We start from the raw sequence: 17292 nt of genomic DNA, 5'->3' as shown, positions 1-17292 counted from the left end.
GATATCCCCCGCGTGCCCTCCCTGTTTCTGTTGCGCGGGCCGGCGTCCTGGACGCGCACGGCCCTCACCCTGTTGCTCGCCTATGCCGCCGCCCGCCTGTGCGTCTGGCTCGGCACCCCCATCCCCTGGATGATCGGCCCCCTGCTGTGCACGGGGCTGGTGTCGGTGTTCGGCGCCCGCACCGAGAGCTGGGCGCCCTTGCGCAATCTCGGCCAATGGGTGATCGGCGCGGCGCTGGGCCTGTACTTCACGCCCGAGGTGGGCGCGCTGGTGGCCAGCCTGTGGTGGGCCATTGTGCTGGGCGTGGCCTGGGCCCTGATGCTGGGGCTGGGCCTGGCGGCCTGGCTGCGCCGGGTGCACGCGGCGCGGTTGCGGCTGCCGCCGCAGCAGTTGCTCAGCACCACCTATTTCGCGGGCGCCATCGGCGGTGCGTCGGAGATGACCCTGCTGGCCGAGCGCCACGGCGCGCGCACCGACCTCGTGGCCGCGGCCCATTCGCTGCGCGTGCTGCTGGTCACCGTGACCATCCCTTTCGCCCTGCAGGCCGCGGGCGTGCGCGGGCTCGACGCGTTGCCGCCCGCGATCCGCGTGGTGCAACCGGGCGGGCTGGCGCTGCTGGGCCTGTTGACGCTGGCGGGGGCGCTGCTGATGCAGCGCCTGGGCCGCGCCAACCCCTGGTTCATGGGCGCGCTCGTGGTGACCATGGCGATCACGCTCTGCGGCGTGCAGCTGTCGGCGCTGCCGCCCACGCTCACCGAGCTGTCGCAGCTGTTCATCGGCGTGAGCCTGGGGGTGCGCTTCACGCCCGCTTTTGCGCACACCGCGCCGCGCTGGCTGGGCTCGGTGGCGCTGGCGACCTTCGTGATGATGGGCCTGTGCGCGGGCTTCGGCTGGCTCGTGGCGCAGCTCACCGGCCTGCACCCGGTGACCATGCTGCTGGGCGCCGCGCCCGGGGGCATCGCCGAAATGGCCATCACGGCCAAGGTGCTGCAGCTCGGGGTGCCGGTGGTCACGGCCTTCCAGGTGTGCCGGCTGGTGGCGGTGCTGGTGCTCGCCGAGCCGGTGTACCGCTGGCGCTTCGCGCGCGCCTGAAACGCAAAAGCCCGGCGCGGGCCGGGCTTTGGGGCGGGGTGCAGGGGGTGGTCAGTGCATGACCACGGGGTTCTGCGCCAGGCTGGCGTAGCCTTCGAGCGTGGTTTCCACCTCTTCCTGCGAGGGGCTGTTGCGCTGCCATTCGGTGATCTGCTGCTGGAACAGTTCGGCCCACGACCCGTCGAGGTAGACCTCCTTGCCCGAGCGCTTGTCCACGATCTCGAAACCGTGGCGCGGGATCTGCGGGCCGTCGGCCACGGCCACCTCGCCCTTGGCGGGCGCGTCGGCCTGGATGTGGACCACCGCAAAAGCATCCGAGTCGTAGAGCATGTTCATGGGGTGTTGTTCCTTTCACGAGAAGCCGCTGTGTGCCGTTATATCGGCAAATGGGGCCGTTGTTGCAGCCGCTTCGTGATGCATGTGGTCCCCATGGGGACTTATTTCAAGGGCCGCGCCTTCAGGGCCGCCGCGCCAGCCTCTGGTCGGCCATGTCGCCATCGGGCTGGGTGACGCGCAAGCGCACGGGCAGGTGGCCCAGGGACGGCGCGAGCCAGACCTCGACCTTGGTGTCCTGGTCTTTGCGCGGCGCGCGCAGCAGGCGCCGGGCCTCGATGCTGCCGGCCGGCAGCGCCAGGGTTTCGAGCGGGCCGACCTCGAAGCGCCAGGGCTCGGCGTCGCCCGTGCCCGCGACCTGGAAGTCGATGACGTCGCCCTCCTGGCGCGGCTGGGCGCGCATCAGGCCCGCGAGCTGCATGAACAGGCTCAGGCGGTCCTGGGCGCCAGGCATGAGCTCGGCCTCGGGCGCGTTGTTGCTGAAGCGGATGCGCTGTGCCTCGCGCTCGAACTGCGCGGCCTTTTCCTTGTTCTTGCGCTGATCGGCGAAGCGTTCGGGCCGCAGGCCTTCGGGGCCGGTGCTGCCCTTGCTGGTCTGCACGCGGCTGCCCAGCAGCGGCATGCTGATTTCCATGCGCGCCTCGTAGCCCTGGGGGCCCAGGCGCCAGTCGAGAACGCCCTTGGCGCTGTAGTCGAAGCCGCTGGCGCGGCCGAGCACGTCATACTGCAACTGGGTGCTGGGTGGTGGGTTGCTGCGCGGCGGTTGTGGCGGGGCGGCGAGCACGGCGCTGGCCAGCAGCGCGCTGGCCAGGCCGGCGAGGAACAGGCGGGCGGATCGCATGGGGCTCATGTGGCGTGGGACCGCGGGCCGCTGCCCGGGTGCCCGAGATCGGCGCTGAGCCGACGGGTGGTTCTGAGCAGGGCGGTCGCGGGCGCGCCGTCCCAGGCGGTGTCGAGCGTGGCCACCCAGCCCAGCACCACCATGCCCAGCGCGAGCCGGCCCTGCGCGTCGAACACCGGCGCGCAGAAGCCGCCCACCCCGGGCAGCAGGCTGTGCACCACACGCGCCACGCCGCGGCGGCGCACCTCGTCGAGCAGGGCTTGCACCTCGGCGGGCGACTGCGGCAGGTCTTCGGCGGTGAGGCCGTCGCCGCGCGGCAGCTTTTTCAGCCGCGCGAGTTCGTCGCGGGTCATGGCGGCCAGGCGCTCGGCGTCGCGGCCTTCGCGGCCCATGAAGGCCGCGAAGCAGCGGCCCGTGGCCGAACTCAGCAGCGGCATCACGTCGCCCAGGCGCAGCGTCACCGGCATCACCTGCGGGGCCTCGGCCCAGTGCACCATGGTCGGGCCCTGGTTGCCCCAGACCGCGATCGCCACCGTGTGGCCCACGTCCTGCAGCAGGCCGTCGACGCGCTCACGCGCGAGCTTCACGGCGTCCAGGCGCGCCAGGCTGGCCAGGCCCAGGCGCAGCGCGGCCGGGCCCAGGTCGTAGCGGTTGCTCACCGGGTCCTGCACCACCAGGCCAAGGCGCTGGAAGCTCACGAGGTAGCGGTGGGCCTTGGCCGCGCTCATGCTCGCGGCGGCCGCGAGGTCGCGCAGCATCAGCGGACCATGGGCCTGCGACATGGCCTCGAGCAGCTCGAATCCCACTTCGACCGACTGGATGCCCGCGCGCTGCGGCTCCGTGTCGTCGGGGGTGTCGGTGTCGTCGGCAGGGGTTTGGTCTAGAATCTCGCGCTTACGCATAGGTGAACGAATTTCACTATTCGTAATTATGTGACGAAGCCCCGGTTCGGTGGGGCGGCGCTTCACCCAGCACACTTCACCCCCAACGGCAGCAGGAGAACGGCATGAAACTCGCCACCTACAAGGACGGCTCGCGCGACGGACAACTGGTGGTGGTCTCGCGCGACCTGAGCACGGCCCATTATGCGACCGGCATCGCGAACACCCTGCAGCGCGCGCTCGACGACTGGAACTTCATCGCCCCGCAGCTGCAGGACCTGTACGTCACGCTCAACCAGGGCAAGGCGCGCCATGCCTTCCCTTTCGATCCGGCCATGTGCATGGCGCCGCTGCCGCGCGCCTACCAGTGGGCCGACGGTTCGGCCTACATCAACCACGTCGAGCTGGTGCGTGCCGCGCGCAACTCCGAGGTGCCGCACAGCTTCTACGAAGACCCGCTGATGTACCAGGGCGGCAGCGACGACTTCATCGGCCCGCAGGACGACGTGGTGTGCCCGAGCGAGGACTACGGTATCGACTTCGAGGCCGAGATCGCGGTGATCACGGGCGACGTGCCCATGACGGCCACGCCCGAGCAGGCCCTGGAAGGCGTGCGCCTGATCATGCTGGCCAACGACGTGTCGCTGCGCAACCTGATCCCGGCCGAACTCGCCAAGGGCTTTGGCTTCTTCCAGAGCAAGCCGGCCACGGCCTTCAGTCCGGTGGCGGTCACGCCCGACGAGCTCGGCGATGCCTGGCAGGGCGGTCGCGTGCACCTCACGCTGCAGAGCACCTGGAACGGCCGCAAGGTGGGCATGTGCGAAGCCGGCCCCGAGATGACCTTCCACTTCGGCCAGCTCATCGCCCACATCTGCAAGACGCGCAACGTGCGCGCCGGCTCCATCGTGGGCAGCGGCACGGTGAGCAACAAGGCGGTCACGGTCGACGGCCGCCAGGAATGGCCCAAGGGCTACAGCTGCATTGCCGAGAAACGCGCGATCGAGACCATCCTCGACGGCAAGCCCTCGACCGCCTTCATGAAGTTCGGCGACACCATCCGCATCGAGATGAAGGGCAAGGATGGCCAGAGCGTGTTCGGCGCGATCGACCAGAAGATCGCCCCGCTCGCCAAGGCCTGAGGCCCCGGGCGCCTCACTCGGCCTGCGCCTGGCAGGCCACGCAGCGCTCGGCCGTGGGTTGGGCGTGCAGCCGGGCCGCCGGGATGGGCGCGCCGCATTGCAGGCACAGGCCGTAGCTGCCGTCGTGCACGCGCTCCAGTGCGCGTTCGATGGCCTGCAGCTCGGCCGTCTCGCGTTCGCCCAGCTCGGCGCCGAGGTCGAAGGCGTCGTTGCGCACCAGGCCGCGATCGTCGGCGCGTTCGCGCTTGTCCGAGGCCGCTTCGGCCCGGCTGCGCGCGCCGCCGCGCTGGCCTTGCAGGCGCGCGAGCAACTCGTCGCGGCGCGTGATCAGCTGCAGGCGGAAGGTGTCGGAAACGGGTTTGCTCATGGAGGCCTCCTGAGCGCGCATGGTGAGGCCGCGGCGCGCGGCGCGGCTTGACGCAGGTCAAGCACAATGGCCCGCGTTCCGAACCAACACCCGAGGAGACCCCGCATGAGCCAGACCGTGGACTACGGCCGCTACCAGACGCTTGAGATCACCCGCCGCGGACCGCTGGTCAACGGCACGCCCAGCGTGCTCGACATCCGCATGCGCGCCGATGGCCCCGGCGGCAACGGCAAGCTGCCCACGGCCGGCCACGAGGGCCACTGGGAGCTCAGCGAGATCTGGCGCGACGTGGGGCGCGACGACACGGTGCGCGCGGCCGTGCTGCGCGGCAGCGGCATGGGCTTCTCGGGCGGCGGCGACCTGGCCCTGGTGCAGGACATGGCGACCGACTTCGAGGTGCGCTCGCGCGTGTGGAAGGAAGCGCGCGACCTGGTCTACAACGTGATCAATTGCGACAAGCCCATCGTGAGCGCCATGCATGGCCCGGCCGTGGGCGCGGGTCTGGTGGCCGGCCTGCTGGCCGACATCTCCATTGCCGCGCGCAGCGCGAAGATCGTCGACGGCCACACGCGCCTGGGCGTGGCCGCGGGCGACCATGCGGCCATCGTGTGGCCGCTGCTGTGCGGCATGGCCAAGGCCAAGTACTACCTGATGCTGTGCGACGCGGTGAGCGGCGAAGAGGCCGAGCGCATCGGCCTGGTGTCGCTGGTGGTCGACGACGACCAGCTGCTGGACAAGGCCTACGAGGTGGCCGACCGCCTCGCCGGCGGCAGCGCGAGCGCGATCCGCTGGACCAAGTACTCGCTCAACAACTGGCTGCGCCAGGCGGGCCCGAGCTTCGACACCTCGCTCGCGCTGGAATTCATGGGTTTTGCCGGGCCCGACGTGCGCGAAGGTGTGGCATCCTTGCGCGAGCGCCGCGCGCCGCGCTACGGCGTCGACGGCTGATCCCCGGTACACCTCGAGGAGACTCCGATGAGCGATGCGTCGGCCCCTGGCTTCGGCAAGTTCGTGCCGGGTTTCGATTTCCTGCAGAACCTGGCCACGCAGGCCGCCGGCGGGCTGGCTCAGGGCATCGGGCAGAACCTGCCGCAGATGCCCAACCTGAGCCACTGGGTTGCGCCCACCTTCAACGTCGAGGAACTCGAGAAGCGCATCGAAGAGCTCAAGGCCGTGCACTTCTGGCTCGACCAGAACGCCAAGGCCCTGGGCGCAACCATCCAGGCGCTCGAAGTGCAGAAGATGACGCTGTCCACCCTGAAGTCGATGAACTTCAGCATGGGCGACGTGGCCAATGCGCTCAAGCTCAAGGCCGCCGACACCGTGGCCGGCTTCACCGCTGCAGCCGCCCCCGCCAGCAAGTTCGCCGGCCTCGAGGTGGCGCCGCGCCACAACAGCGCGACCGACGCCCCCGCGAAGCCCGCGCGCAAGGCCCGCAAGCCCGCGGCCAAGAAGGCCGCGGCGGCGGCCGCACCGGCCCCGCCGGCCGGCGTGGTCGACCCGGTGCAGTGGTGGGGCGCGCTGTCGCAACAATTCCAGCAGATCGCCAGCAACGCCCTGAAGGACGTGGCCAAGCAGACCGCGCTCGACACCACGCGCCAGGTTGCCAGCGGCCTCGGCGGCGCCGCGGTGAAGACCGCCACCGGCCTGGCCGGCCAGGCCGCGCGCAAGGCCGCGCGTGCGCTCTCACCCACGCCCGCGAAGAAAGCCCCGCCGGCCCGCAAGGCCCGCGCCTCCCGCTGAACCGATGAAACGATTTCCCCACGCGCACGCCACGCACCCGCAGTGGCGCATGGCCGCGGCCATGGTGGTGGCGCAGTTGCGCGGCCAGATGGCCCTGCCCGATCACGCGAGCCAGCCCTCGCTGGGCCTGCTCTACATCACCGACCACTACGCCACCGAGGCCCAGGCCATCCTCGAATGCCTGAGCGCCGAACTGCCCGAGGTGACCGACTGGGCCGGCACCGTGGGCGTGGGCGTGTCGGCCAACAACGTCGAGTACTTCGACGAGCCCGCGATGGCGCTGATGCTGTGCGACCTGAGCCCCGACCAGTACCGCGTGTTCAGCGGTGTCGCGCCGCTCTCGGTCAGCGGCCGCGCCGACGCGGGCGACGGCTTTTCGGCCCACACGGCACTGGTGCACGCCGACGGCGGCACGCCCGAGCTGGCCGAGCTGATCCACGAGATGGCCGAGCGCACCGGCAGCGGCTACCTGTTCGGCGGCCTGGCCGGCAGCCGCAGCGCCACGGTGCAGTTCGCACTCGGCAGCACCGGCAATCTCAGCGGCCAGGGCGCGGCCAGCGGCGTGTTCCACGGTGGCCTGAGCGGCGTGGCCTTCGCGCGCGGAGTGGACATCGTGTCGCGTGTGACCCAAGGGGCGCAGCCCGTCGCGCCCGAGCACCGGGTCACCGAGGCCGAAGGCAACCTGGTGCTGCGGCTGGACGGCGAGCCCGCGCTCGACGTGCTGCTGCGCGAGCTGCGCATCTCGCTTGACCACCCCGAGCACGCCATGCCGCGCCTGCGCAACACGCTGGTGGGGCTCACGCGCTCCGAACCCGATGGCGTGGAAGTGGGCGACAGCGAAGCCGCGCGCCTGCGCGGCGCCTTCGGGCAGGAGGTGCTGGTGCGGCACCTGATCGGCCTCGATCCGGCGCGCCGCGGCGTGGCGGTGGCCGATCTCGCGCCCGTGGGGACGCGGCTGGCGTTCTGCGAGCGCCACGTGCGGGCGGCCCGTGCCGACCTGGTGCGCGTGTGCGCCGAACTGCGCGAGGAGCTCGAACCCGAAGAGGTGCTGATCGGCAGCGGCGAGGCCGAGCTCGAGCTGTCGCCGCGGCCGGCGCGCAGCATCGCGGGCGCGGTGTACGTGAGCTGCGCGGGCCGCGGCGGTCCGCATTTCGGCGGGCCGAGCGCCGAGCTCCAGGTGGTGCGCCACGCGCTGGGCGACGTGCCGCTGGTGGGCTTTTTTGCCGGCGGCGAGATCGCCCACCACCGGCTCTACGGCTACACCGGCGTGCTCACGGTGTTCACGCGGCCGGCCTGAGGCCGGGGCGATCAGCGGCTCACCGCCGTTGCCGCGCGCGCTCCAGCATGCGGCGGGCCTCGTCTTCGGCCAGGCCGTAGCCGCTGGCGAATGCGGCCAGGTCTTGTCCGCTGGCCTCGAAGGCGCGCAGCAGCGCGGCCTCGCGCGCGATGCGCGCACTGGCCTCGTCGAGCGCGGCCTCGGTGACCGCGTTCAGCGCTTCGTCGCGGCCGCGCACCAGCACCGCGTAGGCCTCGCGGCCGAGCCCCGATTGTTCGAACGCGCGCGCGATGCGCTGCTGCAGCTGCGGGCGCAGGTCTTCGCTGCTGCGCTGCTGGCGGCGCCGGTGCACTTCGAGCAGCGCGTGGTGGCGCTGGTCGGGCGCCACCGCCTCGACCACCTGGCCGTCGAGCCCTCGGCGTGGCTGGCCCGAGCCCACGGCATTGAGGTAACGCGTGCTGCGCGTGTGCAGCGCGAGCGCGGCCTTGAGGTCTTCGGCCTTCACGGCGTCGCCGTGCGCGGCCAGCAGGTCTTCATAGATGCCGCGCTTGAGCGGGCGGGGTTCCTCGCCGAACAGCGCGGGGTGCCATGCCGCGAGCTGCTCGAGCAGCGGGTGGCGCGGGGCGGCGGGTGTCTGAGGCTTGGCGGGGCGCGATCGGCGCGCGGGGCGGGAGGTCTGGGTCATGGGGGCAAGGGCGTCGAGCGCGAAGGCGCGATCATGCCAGCGCGGCGCGATCCGGCCGCGGTCAGGCCGCGAGCGCGCCCCGCAGCGCATTGGCGTCGACGGGTTTGTGCAGGAGGGGGAAGCCGAGTTCGGAGGCTTCCTGGATGCGCTGGGGGGAGGTGTCGCCGGTGAGGATGAAGGTGGGGACGGTGCGGCCCAGGCAGGCGTGCACGGCGGCGATGGCCTGCACGGCGGTGGTGTTGCCGCCCAGGCGGTAGTCGCTCAGGAGCAGGTCGATGTCGGCGGCGTGTTCGATGGCCAGCAGCACGGCCTGATCGGCGCTGGGGGCGCACCAGACGCGGTGGCCCCAGACCTGCAGGAGCTGCTGCATGCCCATGAGGACCTGCTCGTCGTCGTCGATGACGAGCACGTTGCGCTGGCCGGGCTGGGGGGCGGCGGGGGCCTCGGCGCCGGGGCGCAGGGGTGCGGGGTCGCAGGCGGGCAGGGTGATGGAGAAGGCCGAGCCGCGGCCCAGGGTGGAGCGCACCGTGAGGGGGGCGTCGAGCAGCCGGGCCGAGCGCTGCACGATGGACAGGCCCAGGCCCAGGCCGTGGGCCTCGTCGCGCGCGGCGCGGGACTGGCCGACCTGGTAGAACTCTTCGAAGATGGCGTCGAGCTGCTCGGGTGCGATGCCGATGCCGCTGTCGAAGACCTGGATCTCGATGTGGCCGGGGCGGCGGCGCGCGCCGAGCAGGATGCGGCCGTGCTGGGTGTAGCGCACGGCGTTGGCCACGAGGTTGGAGAGGATGCGGCGCAGCACGGTGGCGTCGGTGCGGACCCAGGCGGTGCAGGGGGCGGCGTGCAGGCGCAGGCCTTTTTCGCGGGCGAGGTCGGTGAACTCCTGCTCGAGCTCGGCGAAGAGGGGCTCGAGCGGGGTGGGTTCGAGCTGGACCTGCACGGCGTTGGCGTCCAGGCGGGAGACGTCGAGCAGCATGTTCAGGAGCTGGCCGAGGCTGTCCAGGGAGGACTGCATGCGGCGGCAGATCTCGGCGAGCTCGCCCTGGCGCACGGCGGGGGCCTGTGCCATGGCGCGCAGGGCGGAGAGGAACAGGCCCATGGCGTGGATGGGCTGGCGCAGGTCGTGGCTGGCGGCGGCGAGGAAGACGGACTTGCCGCGGTCGGCGGCCTCGGCGCGGTCCTTCTGCGAGCGCAGGTCCTCGATCAGCGTGTGGATGCGCGCCTGCGCCGCCTGGCGGTCGCGCATGTCGCGGATGACCACCGCGTGCAGGCGCTCGCCATCGCGCCACAACGAACGCGCCATGAGTTCGACCGGGATCGTGCCCTGCCGTTCGCTGTTGAGGAAGGCGTCGAGCAGGCGGTCGTCGGTGGCGAGCATCAGTTGCCGCACGGCGGGGCGGTCCACGGCGTCGAAGCGCTCCACCAGCGAGGTGCCCAGCAGCGCCGACACGCTCTGACCCAGAAGCTTGCAGGCCGCAGGGTTGGCATCGAGGACGATGCCGTTCTCGTGGAACACCAGGCCCTCGGCGTTCGCGCCGAAGAACTGGTTGAGCCGCGCCTCGGACTCCAGCAGCGCGGTCTGGGTCTCGTGCTGGCGCGTCACGTCCAGGGCCAGCGCGGCCGTGCCCAGGAACTGGCCGGTGCTGCTGTTGATGGGCACCAGGGACACGTCGACCCACCGGGGCGCGCCATCGGGCCGGCGGATGCTGCGCCGGCAATCCACCGCGACGTTCTCGGTGGCCACCTTGTGCTGCAGCTGCGCGCCGAGGTTGCCGGTGATGCCCAGCACGTCGGACACGTGCAGGCCCTGTTGCAGCCGGTCGACCTGCGCGTCCTGCTGCGCATAGGCACGGTTCGCGTACTGCAGCACGAGGTTGCGGTCGTAGAACGACATCATCACGGGCACGGCGTCGCAGAAGTTGCGCAGGAAGACCTGCTCCTCGCGCGCTTCGACGCAGCGGCGGTGGTGGCCCGAGAGGTCGACCAGCCAGGCCAGCCAGGCCTGCAGCGCGGGCTCGTGGCGCGCACACAGGCGCAACTGCCGCCGCGAGGCGTGGCCCTGGGCCGCCGGCGTGAAGCAGGTGATGTCGGTCTCGAATTCGTCTTCGTTGTCCATGAAGTCGCGCACCCGGCCGGCGTCAGCGGGGTCGACGTGTTCGAGCCAGTCGCTGCCGTGGCGCGTCAGGCCGAGCTGCTCGCGGCAGGGGTCGCTTTCGCAGATCAGCCGGCCGCTGTGGTCGAACAGCAGCACCATGCCGGGCAGCGAGCGCCAGAAGTCATGGTCGGTCGGCAGGGCGTCGCTGTTCATGCGCGCTGCGCCAGGGTGCCGAGCAGCGCATTGGCGTCGACGGGTTTGTGCAGGAGGGGGAAGCCGAGTTCGGAGGCTTCCTGGATGCGCTGGGGGGAGGTGTCGCCGGTGAGGATGAAGGTGGGGACGGTGCGGCCCAGGCAGGCGTGCACGGCGGCGATGGCCTGCACGGCGGTGGTGTTGCCGCCCAGGCGGTAGTCGCTCAGGAGCAGGTCGATGTCGGCGGCGTGTTCGATGGCCAGCAGCACGGCCTGATCGGCGCTGGGGGCGCACCAGACGCGGTGGCCCCAGACCTGCAGGAGCTGCTGCATGCCCATGAGGACCTGCTCGTCGTCGTCGATGACGAGCACGTTGCGCTGGCCGGGCTGGGGGGCGGCGGGGGCCTCGGCGCCCGGGCGCAGGGGTGCGGGGTCGCAGGCGGGCAGGGTGATGGAGAAGGCCGAGCCGCGGCCCAGGGTGGAGCGCACCGTGAGGGGGGCGTCGAGCAGCCGGGCCGAGCGCTGCACGATGGACAGGCCCAGGCCCAGGCCGTGGGCCTCGTCGCGCGCGGCGCGGGACTGGCCGACCTGGTAGAACTCTTCGAAGATGGCGTCGAGCTGCTCGGGGGCGATGCCGATGCCGCTGTCGAAGACCTGGATCTCGATGTGGCCGGGGCGGCGTCGCGCGCCGAGCAGGATGCGGCCGTGCTGGGTGTAGCGCACGGCGTTGGCCACGAGGTTGGAGAGGATGCGGCGCAGCACGGTGGCGTCGGTGCGGACCCAGGCGGTGCAGGGGGCGGCGTGCAGGCGCAGGCCTTTTTCGCGGGCGAGGTCGGTGAACTCCTGCTCGAGCTCGGCGAAGAGGGGCTCGAGCGGGGTGGGTTCGAGCTGGACCTGCACGGCGTTGGCGTCCAGGCGGGAGACGTCGAGCAGCATGTTCAGGAGCTGGCCGAGGCTGTCCAGGGAGGACTGCATGCGGCGGCAGATCTCGGCGAGCTCGCCCTGGCGCACGGCGGGGGCCTGTGCCATGGCGCGCAGGGCGGAGAGGAACAGGCCCATGGCGTGGATGGGCTGGCGCAGGTCGTGGCTGGCGGCGGCGAGGAAGACGGACTTGCCGCGGTCGGCGGCCTCGGCGCGGTCTTTCTGCGAGCGCAGGTCCTCGATCAGCGTGTGGATGCGCGCCTGCGCCGCCTGGCGGTCGCGCATGTCGCGCAACACGGTCATGCGCTGGCGCTCGTCCTGGTGCGTCATGGAGCGGCCGATGAGCTCGACCGGCACCGCCTGGCCGTGGCCGTCGAGCATCTGCGTTTCGATGGTGGTCTCGGCGCCGCTGTGGATGCGCAGGTGCGACCAGCGCCGGTTGGCGTCCTGCGGCAGCGACAGCGCAGAGCGCCCGATCAGCTCCGCGTGCGTGAGCGACAGGAGACGGCACGCGGCGGGGTTGGCGTCGGTGATCACCCCGTCGCGGTGGAAGAACACGCCCTCGGCGCTGATTTCGAGGAAGCGCGCCAGGCGTTCCTGCGAGCGGCGCAGCGAGTCTTCGGCGAGGCGGCGCTCGGTCACGTCGGCCATCGCGACGACGAAGCCGCAGGTGCGGCCCTGGGCGTCCTGGTCGCCCGCGATCGACACCTCGAAGTGGCGCAGCCGGCCCTGCGGCCCGCGGCGGCTGTAGGCGAGCATGAGGTTCTCGCCGCCCGCGCCGTACGCGGGGATCACGCTTTCAAGCCAGCGCCGGTCCTCCTCCTGCAGGATCTCCTGTGCCGTCTTGCCCACGATCTCGTGCCGCTCGAAGCCCATCCAGCGCGCGAAGCTGTCGTTGGCGAACAGGCAGCGGGCCGCGGGCGGCGGGCCGAAGTAGGCCACCTGCATGGGCAACTGGTCGAACAGCAGGTGGATGCGTTCGCTCATCAGGTGCGCGTCGAGCCGCTGCTGTTCCTGCGCCGTCACGTCCACCACGTGGCAGGCATGGGCCTGCATCGCGGGGTCCCAGGCACCCACGCAGCGCCAATGACCGAACCGGTGCTGCGCACCCGCGATCTCCAGCGCGATGTCCATGTCTTGCGGGCGGGAGAGGGCGTCGAGCAGGCGGCAGCGGCTGTCGTCGCTCAGGTGCTGGCGCCAGTCGCCGTCGGTGCGCGGCCACTGCCGCTCCCAGCCCCGGGAGCAGACCAGCACCGCCGCCGTGCGCGAGAGCAGCGCGGCCCGGCCGGGCAGCAGGGACCACAGCAGGAGGCGGGCGTCATGCAGCGGCATCGATCGGCTCCAGGGCTCCACGGCCCGGCCACCGCGGCACCGTGGCGGCCGGCTGCCCGGGCGGTCCGTCACGCTGCCGGAGGTCGCCGCTCACATGGGGTGCCTTGTTGGCGGTTGGACGAACCGGGGGGCACTGAACGAACGTTCAGCGTGGGCGGCAGTATCCCGACGCGCTGGGCGCGTCCCTATAACGCGGCAGCAGTATTTCGAATCCATGGGTGTCGGCGGGGCCGCGCGCCTCAGAGGTTGGACTCGATGTCGGGCGCCTCCATGAGGCCCGACTGCATCGCATAAGCGGCGATCTCGGCGCCGTTGTGCAGGCCGAGCTTGAGCATCACGTTCTGCCGGTGCTTGCGCGCGGTGAGCACGCTGATGTGCAGGCTGTCGGCGATTTCCTGGTTGGTGCTGCCGCGCGCGATGAGCCGCACGATCTGCTGCTCGCGCCGCGTGAGCGTCTGCGGCAGGCCGGTGGCGTTCGGGCGCTTGCTGGCCGAGCTGTCCAGGCCACGCGCCACCTGGGCGCTCACGTACTGGCGGCCTGTCATCACGGTCTGGATCGCGTCCAGCAGCTCCGAGCCCTGTTCGTGCTTGAGCACGAAGCCGTTGGCCCCGGCACTGAAGGCATTGGCCACCGAGCCCGGGTACACGTTGCCCGTGACCACGAGGATGCGCACGGCCGGTGCGACCCGCCGCACCCGGCGCGCCACCTCGATGCCCGAGCTGTCGCTGAGCGCGAGGTCCAGCAGCAGCAGGTCGGGTTTGTGGAACTGCACCAGCAGTTCGACGTCGCTGCCCTTGGCGGTTTCGGCGACCAGTTGGAAACCGCCCGCGGCCTGCAGCAGCATGGAAATGCCTTGACGCACCAAGGCGTGATCTTCGGCAACGACCACTCGAATCATGGTTGACCTCATCAGCAGGAATGCGCACGCGTCAGTACAACGCATGCATTCACCTTGTGGTGATGGACTCCCTTGGCCGATAGTACCTTGGTATGAATTCGTATCGCTGGACGGATGGGGGAAGATCGGGGAAAAACCCACAAAAAAGCCCATCGCGTTTCAGCGATGGGCCAGATTACGCGCTTTGCGGGGAATCAGAAAGGGATGTCATCGTCCATATCGTCGAAGCCACTCGACTGACGGGCCGGTGCGGGCGCGGGGGCGGCCGGGGCCTGGCGCGGGGCGGCCGCGGCCGGGCGGCCACCGCCGCCACCGCCCGTGTTGCGGGCGTAGCCGCCACCACCGCCACCGCCTTCGTCCTGGCCACCGCCCATGCCTTCGCGGCCACCGAGCAATTGCAGTTCGGTGGCGATGATGTCCACCGTGTTGCGCTCGACGCCGGACTGGTCGGTGTACTTGCCGTACTTGAGGCGGCCTTCGACATAGATCGGGCGGCCCTTCTTGACGTACTCGCCCGCGATCTCGGCGAGGCGGTCGTAGAAGGTGACGCGGTGCCATTGCGTGTCTTCCACCGTCTCGCCGCTGTTGCGGTCCTTGCGGCGGCTGGAGGTGGCCACGCTCACGTTGGCCACGGCCTGGCCCGAGGGCAGGTAGCGGATCTCGGGGTCGCGGCCGCAGTTGCCGACGAGGATGACTTTGTTGACGGATGCCATGGCGGGAAGTCCTGAGGGTGCGTGCGCGCGGTCGCGCGGGAAAACCGGTCGGCCATTGTGCCGCAAGCCGGTCGCGCGCCAGGGGGCCGCGCGCGGGGCTTCTACACTGTCCGGCTCATGAAGGGCGAACCCGACTTTCTCCAGAACCTGCGCGCCGAGATTGGCAGCGGCCGGCACTGGCTGGACCGCGTGACCGTGCTGGTCTACGCGGTGCTCGCGGGCCTGGCCGTGGTGGCGCTCACCGTGCTCGCCGATGCCGCCACCGCCTTCTACAACGGGCTGCGACAGCTCGCGTGGTGGGCGCCGCTGGTCTGGACGCCGGCGGTCACGGCCTCCGTCGTGTGGGCGGTGCGGCGCTGGGCGCCGGGCGCGGGCGGCTCGGGCGTGCCGCAGGTGCTGGTGGCGCTCGACCCCGCCACACCGATCGCGGCGCGCTCGCGCTTCGTCTCGCTCAAGGTGAGCATCGCCAAGGTGCTGGCGGTGTCGGGCGCGCAACTGGCCGGGCTGTCGGTGGGGCGGCAGGGGCCGTCGGTGCAGGTGGCCGCGGGCGTGATGCTGCACGCGCGGCGCTGGCTCTCGCCGGGATCGGGCATCAGCGACCGCGAGCTGCTCGTGGCCGGCGGCGCGGCCGGCATCGCCGCGGCCTTCAACACGCCGCTGGGCGGCATCGTGTTCGCCATCGAAGAGCTGTCGCGCCGCATCACCGAGCGCAGCAGCGGCCTGATGCTCACCGCCATCGTGATCGCCGGCCTGGTGGCGGTGTCGGCCTTCGGCAACCTCTCGACCTTCGGCCGCGTGAGCACGGCCGGCGTGTCGTGGTGGGCGCTGCTCGGCCCGGGGCTGTTGGTGGCCATCGCCTGCGGCCTCATCGGCGGCCTGCTCTCGCGGCTGATGCTGGCCTCGTTCCGCGGCACACCCGACCGCTTCTGCGCCTACCGCCGCAAGCGCCCGGTGGCGTTCGCGGCGCTGTGCGGCCTGGTCGTGGGCGTGATCGCGGTGGTCAGCGGCGGCAGCGCGGTGGGCGTGGGCCACGAACACACCCGGGCCTTGCTGGACGCCGGCGGCGACGCCACGGCGGCCCACCAGCCGCTGGTGTTCACCTTCCTGAAGTTCACCGCCTCGTGGCTGTCGGCCTGGGCGGGCGTGCCAGGCGGGGTGTTCGGCCCCAGCCTGTCGCTGGGCGCGGGCGTGGCGGCCGATGTGGCCTGGCTGCTGGGCTCGCCCCACGGCACGGCGCTGATCGCGCTCGGCATGTGTGCGCTGCTCGCCGCGGTCACGCAGGCCCCGATCACGGCCATGATCATCGTGATGGAGATGACCGAAGGCCACAGCATGGTGCTGAGCCTGATCGCCTGCGCGCTGCTCGCGAGCCTGGTCTCGCGCATGATCAGCCGGCCGCTCTACAGCACCATGGCGCAGCTCATGATGCGCCCGCTGCGCGAGCCCGCCGACGAAGGCGCGTCAGCGCCGCGCTGAGTCGAGCGCCATGGGCTTCATGGGCCAGGCGGCGATGAGCCACAGCCCCACCAGCGCGGTGCTCAGCGCGAAGATGCCCACCGGCCCCCAGGCCCGTGCCACCACGCCGCCCACCGCGCCACCGGCAAAAATGCCCAGCGACATCAGCGTGTTGTAGATGCCCAGCGCGGTGCCGCGCTGCTGCGCGGGCGCCAGGCGCGAGACCAGGCTGGGCTGGCCCGCCTCCTGGGTGTTGAAGCCCACGAAGTACAAGCACAGCAGCACGCCCAGCACCGCCAGGCTGGGCGCGTGCAACTGGCCGATGAAGCCGAGCTGCACCAGGCCGATCAGTGCGATCGCGCCCAGGTACACGGCGCGGAACAGCCCCTTGCGCTCGAGTCGGAACAGCAGGCCGCCGACGATCAGCAGCGAGGCCAGCACGGCCGGCAGGTAGACCTGCCAGTGTTGCGCGGTGGGCAGCCCGGCCTGCACCAGCAGCTCCGGCACCGAGAGCCAGGTCATGATCTGCGCGGCGTGCAGCACGAACACGCCCAGGTCCACGCGCAGCAGCTCGGTGTTGCGCAGCACCTCGGCCAGGCGCGCACGCGGCGCGCCCGCAGCGTGCACCGGCTCGGGCGGCACCACCCAGGCCACCACCGCCATGGCGGTGAGCGACAGGCCGGCCGTGACCGCGAACAGGCCCGACAGGCCCACCCAGCTCACCAGCAGCGGCGCCGCCACCAGCGACAGCGCGAACATGAGCGCGATGCTGATGCCCACCAGCGCCATGGCCTTGGTGCGCACCGCGTCGCGCGTGAGGTCGGCTAGCAGCGCCGTGACCGCGGCCGACACCGCGCCCGCGCCCTGCAGCGCCCGGCCCGCCACCAGCCAGGCCATGGTGGGCGCCCAGGCCGCCACCACGCTGCCCAGCACGAACAGCGCGAGCCCGGCCAGGATCACCGGCTTGCGGCCCAGCCGGTCCGAAGCCATGCCCAGCGGCACCTGCAGCAGCGCCTGCGTGAGGCCGTAGATGCCCATGGCTAGGCCCACCAGCGCCGGGTCGTCGCCGCCCGGGTAGTGCCGCGCCTGCAGCGCGAACACCGGCAGCACGATGAACAGGCCCAGCATGCGCAGCGCGTACACGCCGGCCAGCGCGGCGCTGCTGCGGCGCTCGGCCGGGGTCATGCGCTGCGGCGTGGGGCCCGCGGAGGCGGTGTCGGGGGAAGCGGTGCGCGAGGAGCTCAAGGGAACGGGGCGGCGGCGGGAGGTCAGCCGCGTATTGTCGATCAAGGCGGCGGGCCGTCCGGGGTGGCCGGCCCGGCCGACGGCCGC

At 71.7% G+C, this 17292-nt stretch carries 16 protein-coding genes; 6 read left to right on the top strand and 10 right to left on the bottom strand.

Features of this window, described 5'->3' with window-relative positions:
- Positions 1 to 21 precede the first annotated feature (21 nt).
- Complete coding sequence (locus WDZ95_RS13080) at positions 22 to 1092, top strand: AbrB family transcriptional regulator (protein ID WP_425779412.1); 1071 nt, start codon at positions 22 to 24, stop codon at positions 1090 to 1092.
- A 51-nt stretch (positions 1093 to 1143) separates the two neighbouring features.
- Here WDZ95_RS13080 and WDZ95_RS13075 read toward each other — a convergent pair whose 3' ends face one another.
- The 3 genes from WDZ95_RS13075 to WDZ95_RS13065 all read right to left on the bottom strand — a co-directional run bounded on the left by WDZ95_RS13075 (position 1144) and on the right by WDZ95_RS13065 (position 3168).
- Positions 1144 to 1428, bottom strand: a complete 285-nt coding sequence (locus tag WDZ95_RS13075) for a BTH_I0359 family protein (RefSeq protein ID WP_166228269.1) — start codon at positions 1426 to 1428, stop codon at positions 1144 to 1146.
- A gap of 121 nt (positions 1429 to 1549) precedes the next feature.
- Positions 1550 to 2266, bottom strand: a complete 717-nt coding sequence (locus WDZ95_RS13070; RefSeq protein WP_425779048.1) for a DUF3108 domain-containing protein — start codon at positions 2264 to 2266, stop codon at positions 1550 to 1552.
- 5 nt (positions 2267 to 2271) lie between these two features.
- Entirely contained in the window at positions 2272 to 3168 is an 897-nt protein-coding gene (locus WDZ95_RS13065; RefSeq protein ID WP_425779046.1) for an IclR family transcriptional regulator, read from the bottom strand.
- Between the two features lie 104 nt (positions 3169 to 3272).
- On the opposite strand from WDZ95_RS13065, the gene WDZ95_RS13060 reads away from it, so the two are divergent.
- The gene (locus WDZ95_RS13060) at positions 3273 to 4286 is read left to right on the top strand and encodes a fumarylacetoacetate hydrolase family protein (protein WP_166228263.1); all 1014 of its coding nucleotides are present in this window, start codon (positions 3273 to 3275) and stop codon (positions 4284 to 4286) included.
- Between the two features lie 13 nt (positions 4287 to 4299).
- Here the strand turns inward: WDZ95_RS13060 and WDZ95_RS13055 are convergent, their stop codons facing one another.
- Entirely contained in the window at positions 4300 to 4653 is a 354-nt protein-coding gene (locus tag WDZ95_RS13055; RefSeq protein ID WP_425779044.1) for a TraR/DksA family transcriptional regulator, read from the bottom strand.
- A 105-nt stretch (positions 4654 to 4758) separates the two neighbouring features.
- Between WDZ95_RS13055 and WDZ95_RS13050 the strand changes: the two genes are divergently transcribed.
- Genes WDZ95_RS13050 through WDZ95_RS13040 form a run of 3 tightly spaced genes read left to right on the top strand, consistent with a single transcriptional unit; the run spans position 4759 to position 7693 of the window.
- Positions 4759 to 5601 carry an enoyl-CoA hydratase/isomerase family protein gene (locus tag WDZ95_RS13050; RefSeq protein WP_205710655.1) on the top strand — a complete coding sequence of 281 codons (843 nt, stop codon included), beginning with the start codon at positions 4759 to 4761 and terminating at the stop codon, positions 5599 to 5601.
- A 27-nt stretch (positions 5602 to 5628) separates the two neighbouring features.
- Complete coding sequence (locus WDZ95_RS13045) at positions 5629 to 6396, top strand: PhaM family polyhydroxyalkanoate granule multifunctional regulatory protein (protein WP_425779041.1); 768 nt, start codon at positions 5629 to 5631, stop codon at positions 6394 to 6396.
- A gap of 4 nt (positions 6397 to 6400) precedes the next feature.
- Complete coding sequence (locus WDZ95_RS13040) at positions 6401 to 7693, top strand: FIST signal transduction protein (RefSeq protein ID WP_425779039.1); 1293 nt, start codon at positions 6401 to 6403, stop codon at positions 7691 to 7693.
- 19 nt (positions 7694 to 7712) lie between these two features.
- Here the strand turns inward: WDZ95_RS13040 and WDZ95_RS13035 are convergent, their stop codons facing one another.
- The 5 genes from WDZ95_RS13035 to ssb form a co-directional block, all read right to left on the bottom strand.
- Positions 7713 to 8357 (bottom strand): ProQ/FinO family protein, encoded by a 645-nt coding sequence (locus tag WDZ95_RS13035; protein WP_425779037.1) that lies wholly within the window; start codon positions 8355 to 8357, stop codon positions 7713 to 7715.
- 61 nt (positions 8358 to 8418) lie between these two features.
- Entirely contained in the window at positions 8419 to 10662 is a 2244-nt protein-coding gene (locus WDZ95_RS13030) for a PAS domain-containing hybrid sensor histidine kinase/response regulator (RefSeq protein ID WP_425779035.1), read from the bottom strand.
- The gene (locus WDZ95_RS13025) at positions 10659 to 12893 is read right to left on the bottom strand and encodes a PAS domain-containing hybrid sensor histidine kinase/response regulator (protein ID WP_425779033.1); all 2235 of its coding nucleotides are present in this window, start codon (positions 12891 to 12893) and stop codon (positions 10659 to 10661) included. The genes WDZ95_RS13030 and WDZ95_RS13025 overlap by 4 nt, the downstream gene beginning before the upstream one ends.
- A 239-nt stretch (positions 12894 to 13132) precedes the next feature.
- Positions 13133 to 13792 (bottom strand): response regulator, encoded by a 660-nt coding sequence (locus WDZ95_RS13020; RefSeq protein ID WP_166228251.1) that lies wholly within the window; start codon positions 13790 to 13792, stop codon positions 13133 to 13135.
- A 194-nt stretch (positions 13793 to 13986) separates the two neighbouring features.
- Positions 13987 to 14505 (bottom strand): single-stranded DNA-binding protein, encoded by a 519-nt coding sequence (gene ssb, locus WDZ95_RS13015; RefSeq protein ID WP_287467788.1) that lies wholly within the window; start codon positions 14503 to 14505, stop codon positions 13987 to 13989.
- Between the two features lie 117 nt (positions 14506 to 14622).
- Here ssb and WDZ95_RS13010 point away from each other — a divergent pair, with 117 nt between their 5' ends.
- Complete coding sequence (locus WDZ95_RS13010) at positions 14623 to 15981, top strand: chloride channel protein (RefSeq protein ID WP_425779030.1); 1359 nt, start codon at positions 14623 to 14625, stop codon at positions 15979 to 15981.
- On the opposite strand, the gene WDZ95_RS13005 is transcribed toward WDZ95_RS13010, so the two are convergent.
- Complete coding sequence (locus WDZ95_RS13005; protein ID WP_425779410.1) at positions 15967 to 17145, bottom strand: MFS transporter; 1179 nt, start codon at positions 17143 to 17145, stop codon at positions 15967 to 15969. The two genes, WDZ95_RS13010 and WDZ95_RS13005, sit on opposite strands and share 15 nt — an antisense overlap.
- Between the last annotated feature and the right edge of the window lie 147 nt (positions 17146 to 17292).

Origin of the sequence: Hydrogenophaga sp. T2, from assembly GCF_049843535.1 — a bacterium.
Taxonomy (GTDB): Bacteria; Pseudomonadota; Gammaproteobacteria; order Burkholderiales; family Burkholderiaceae_C; genus Hydrogenophaga; species Hydrogenophaga crocea.
Note: the sequence above shows the minus strand (reverse complement) of the source record. Positions and strands in the feature narration are given on the sequence as shown.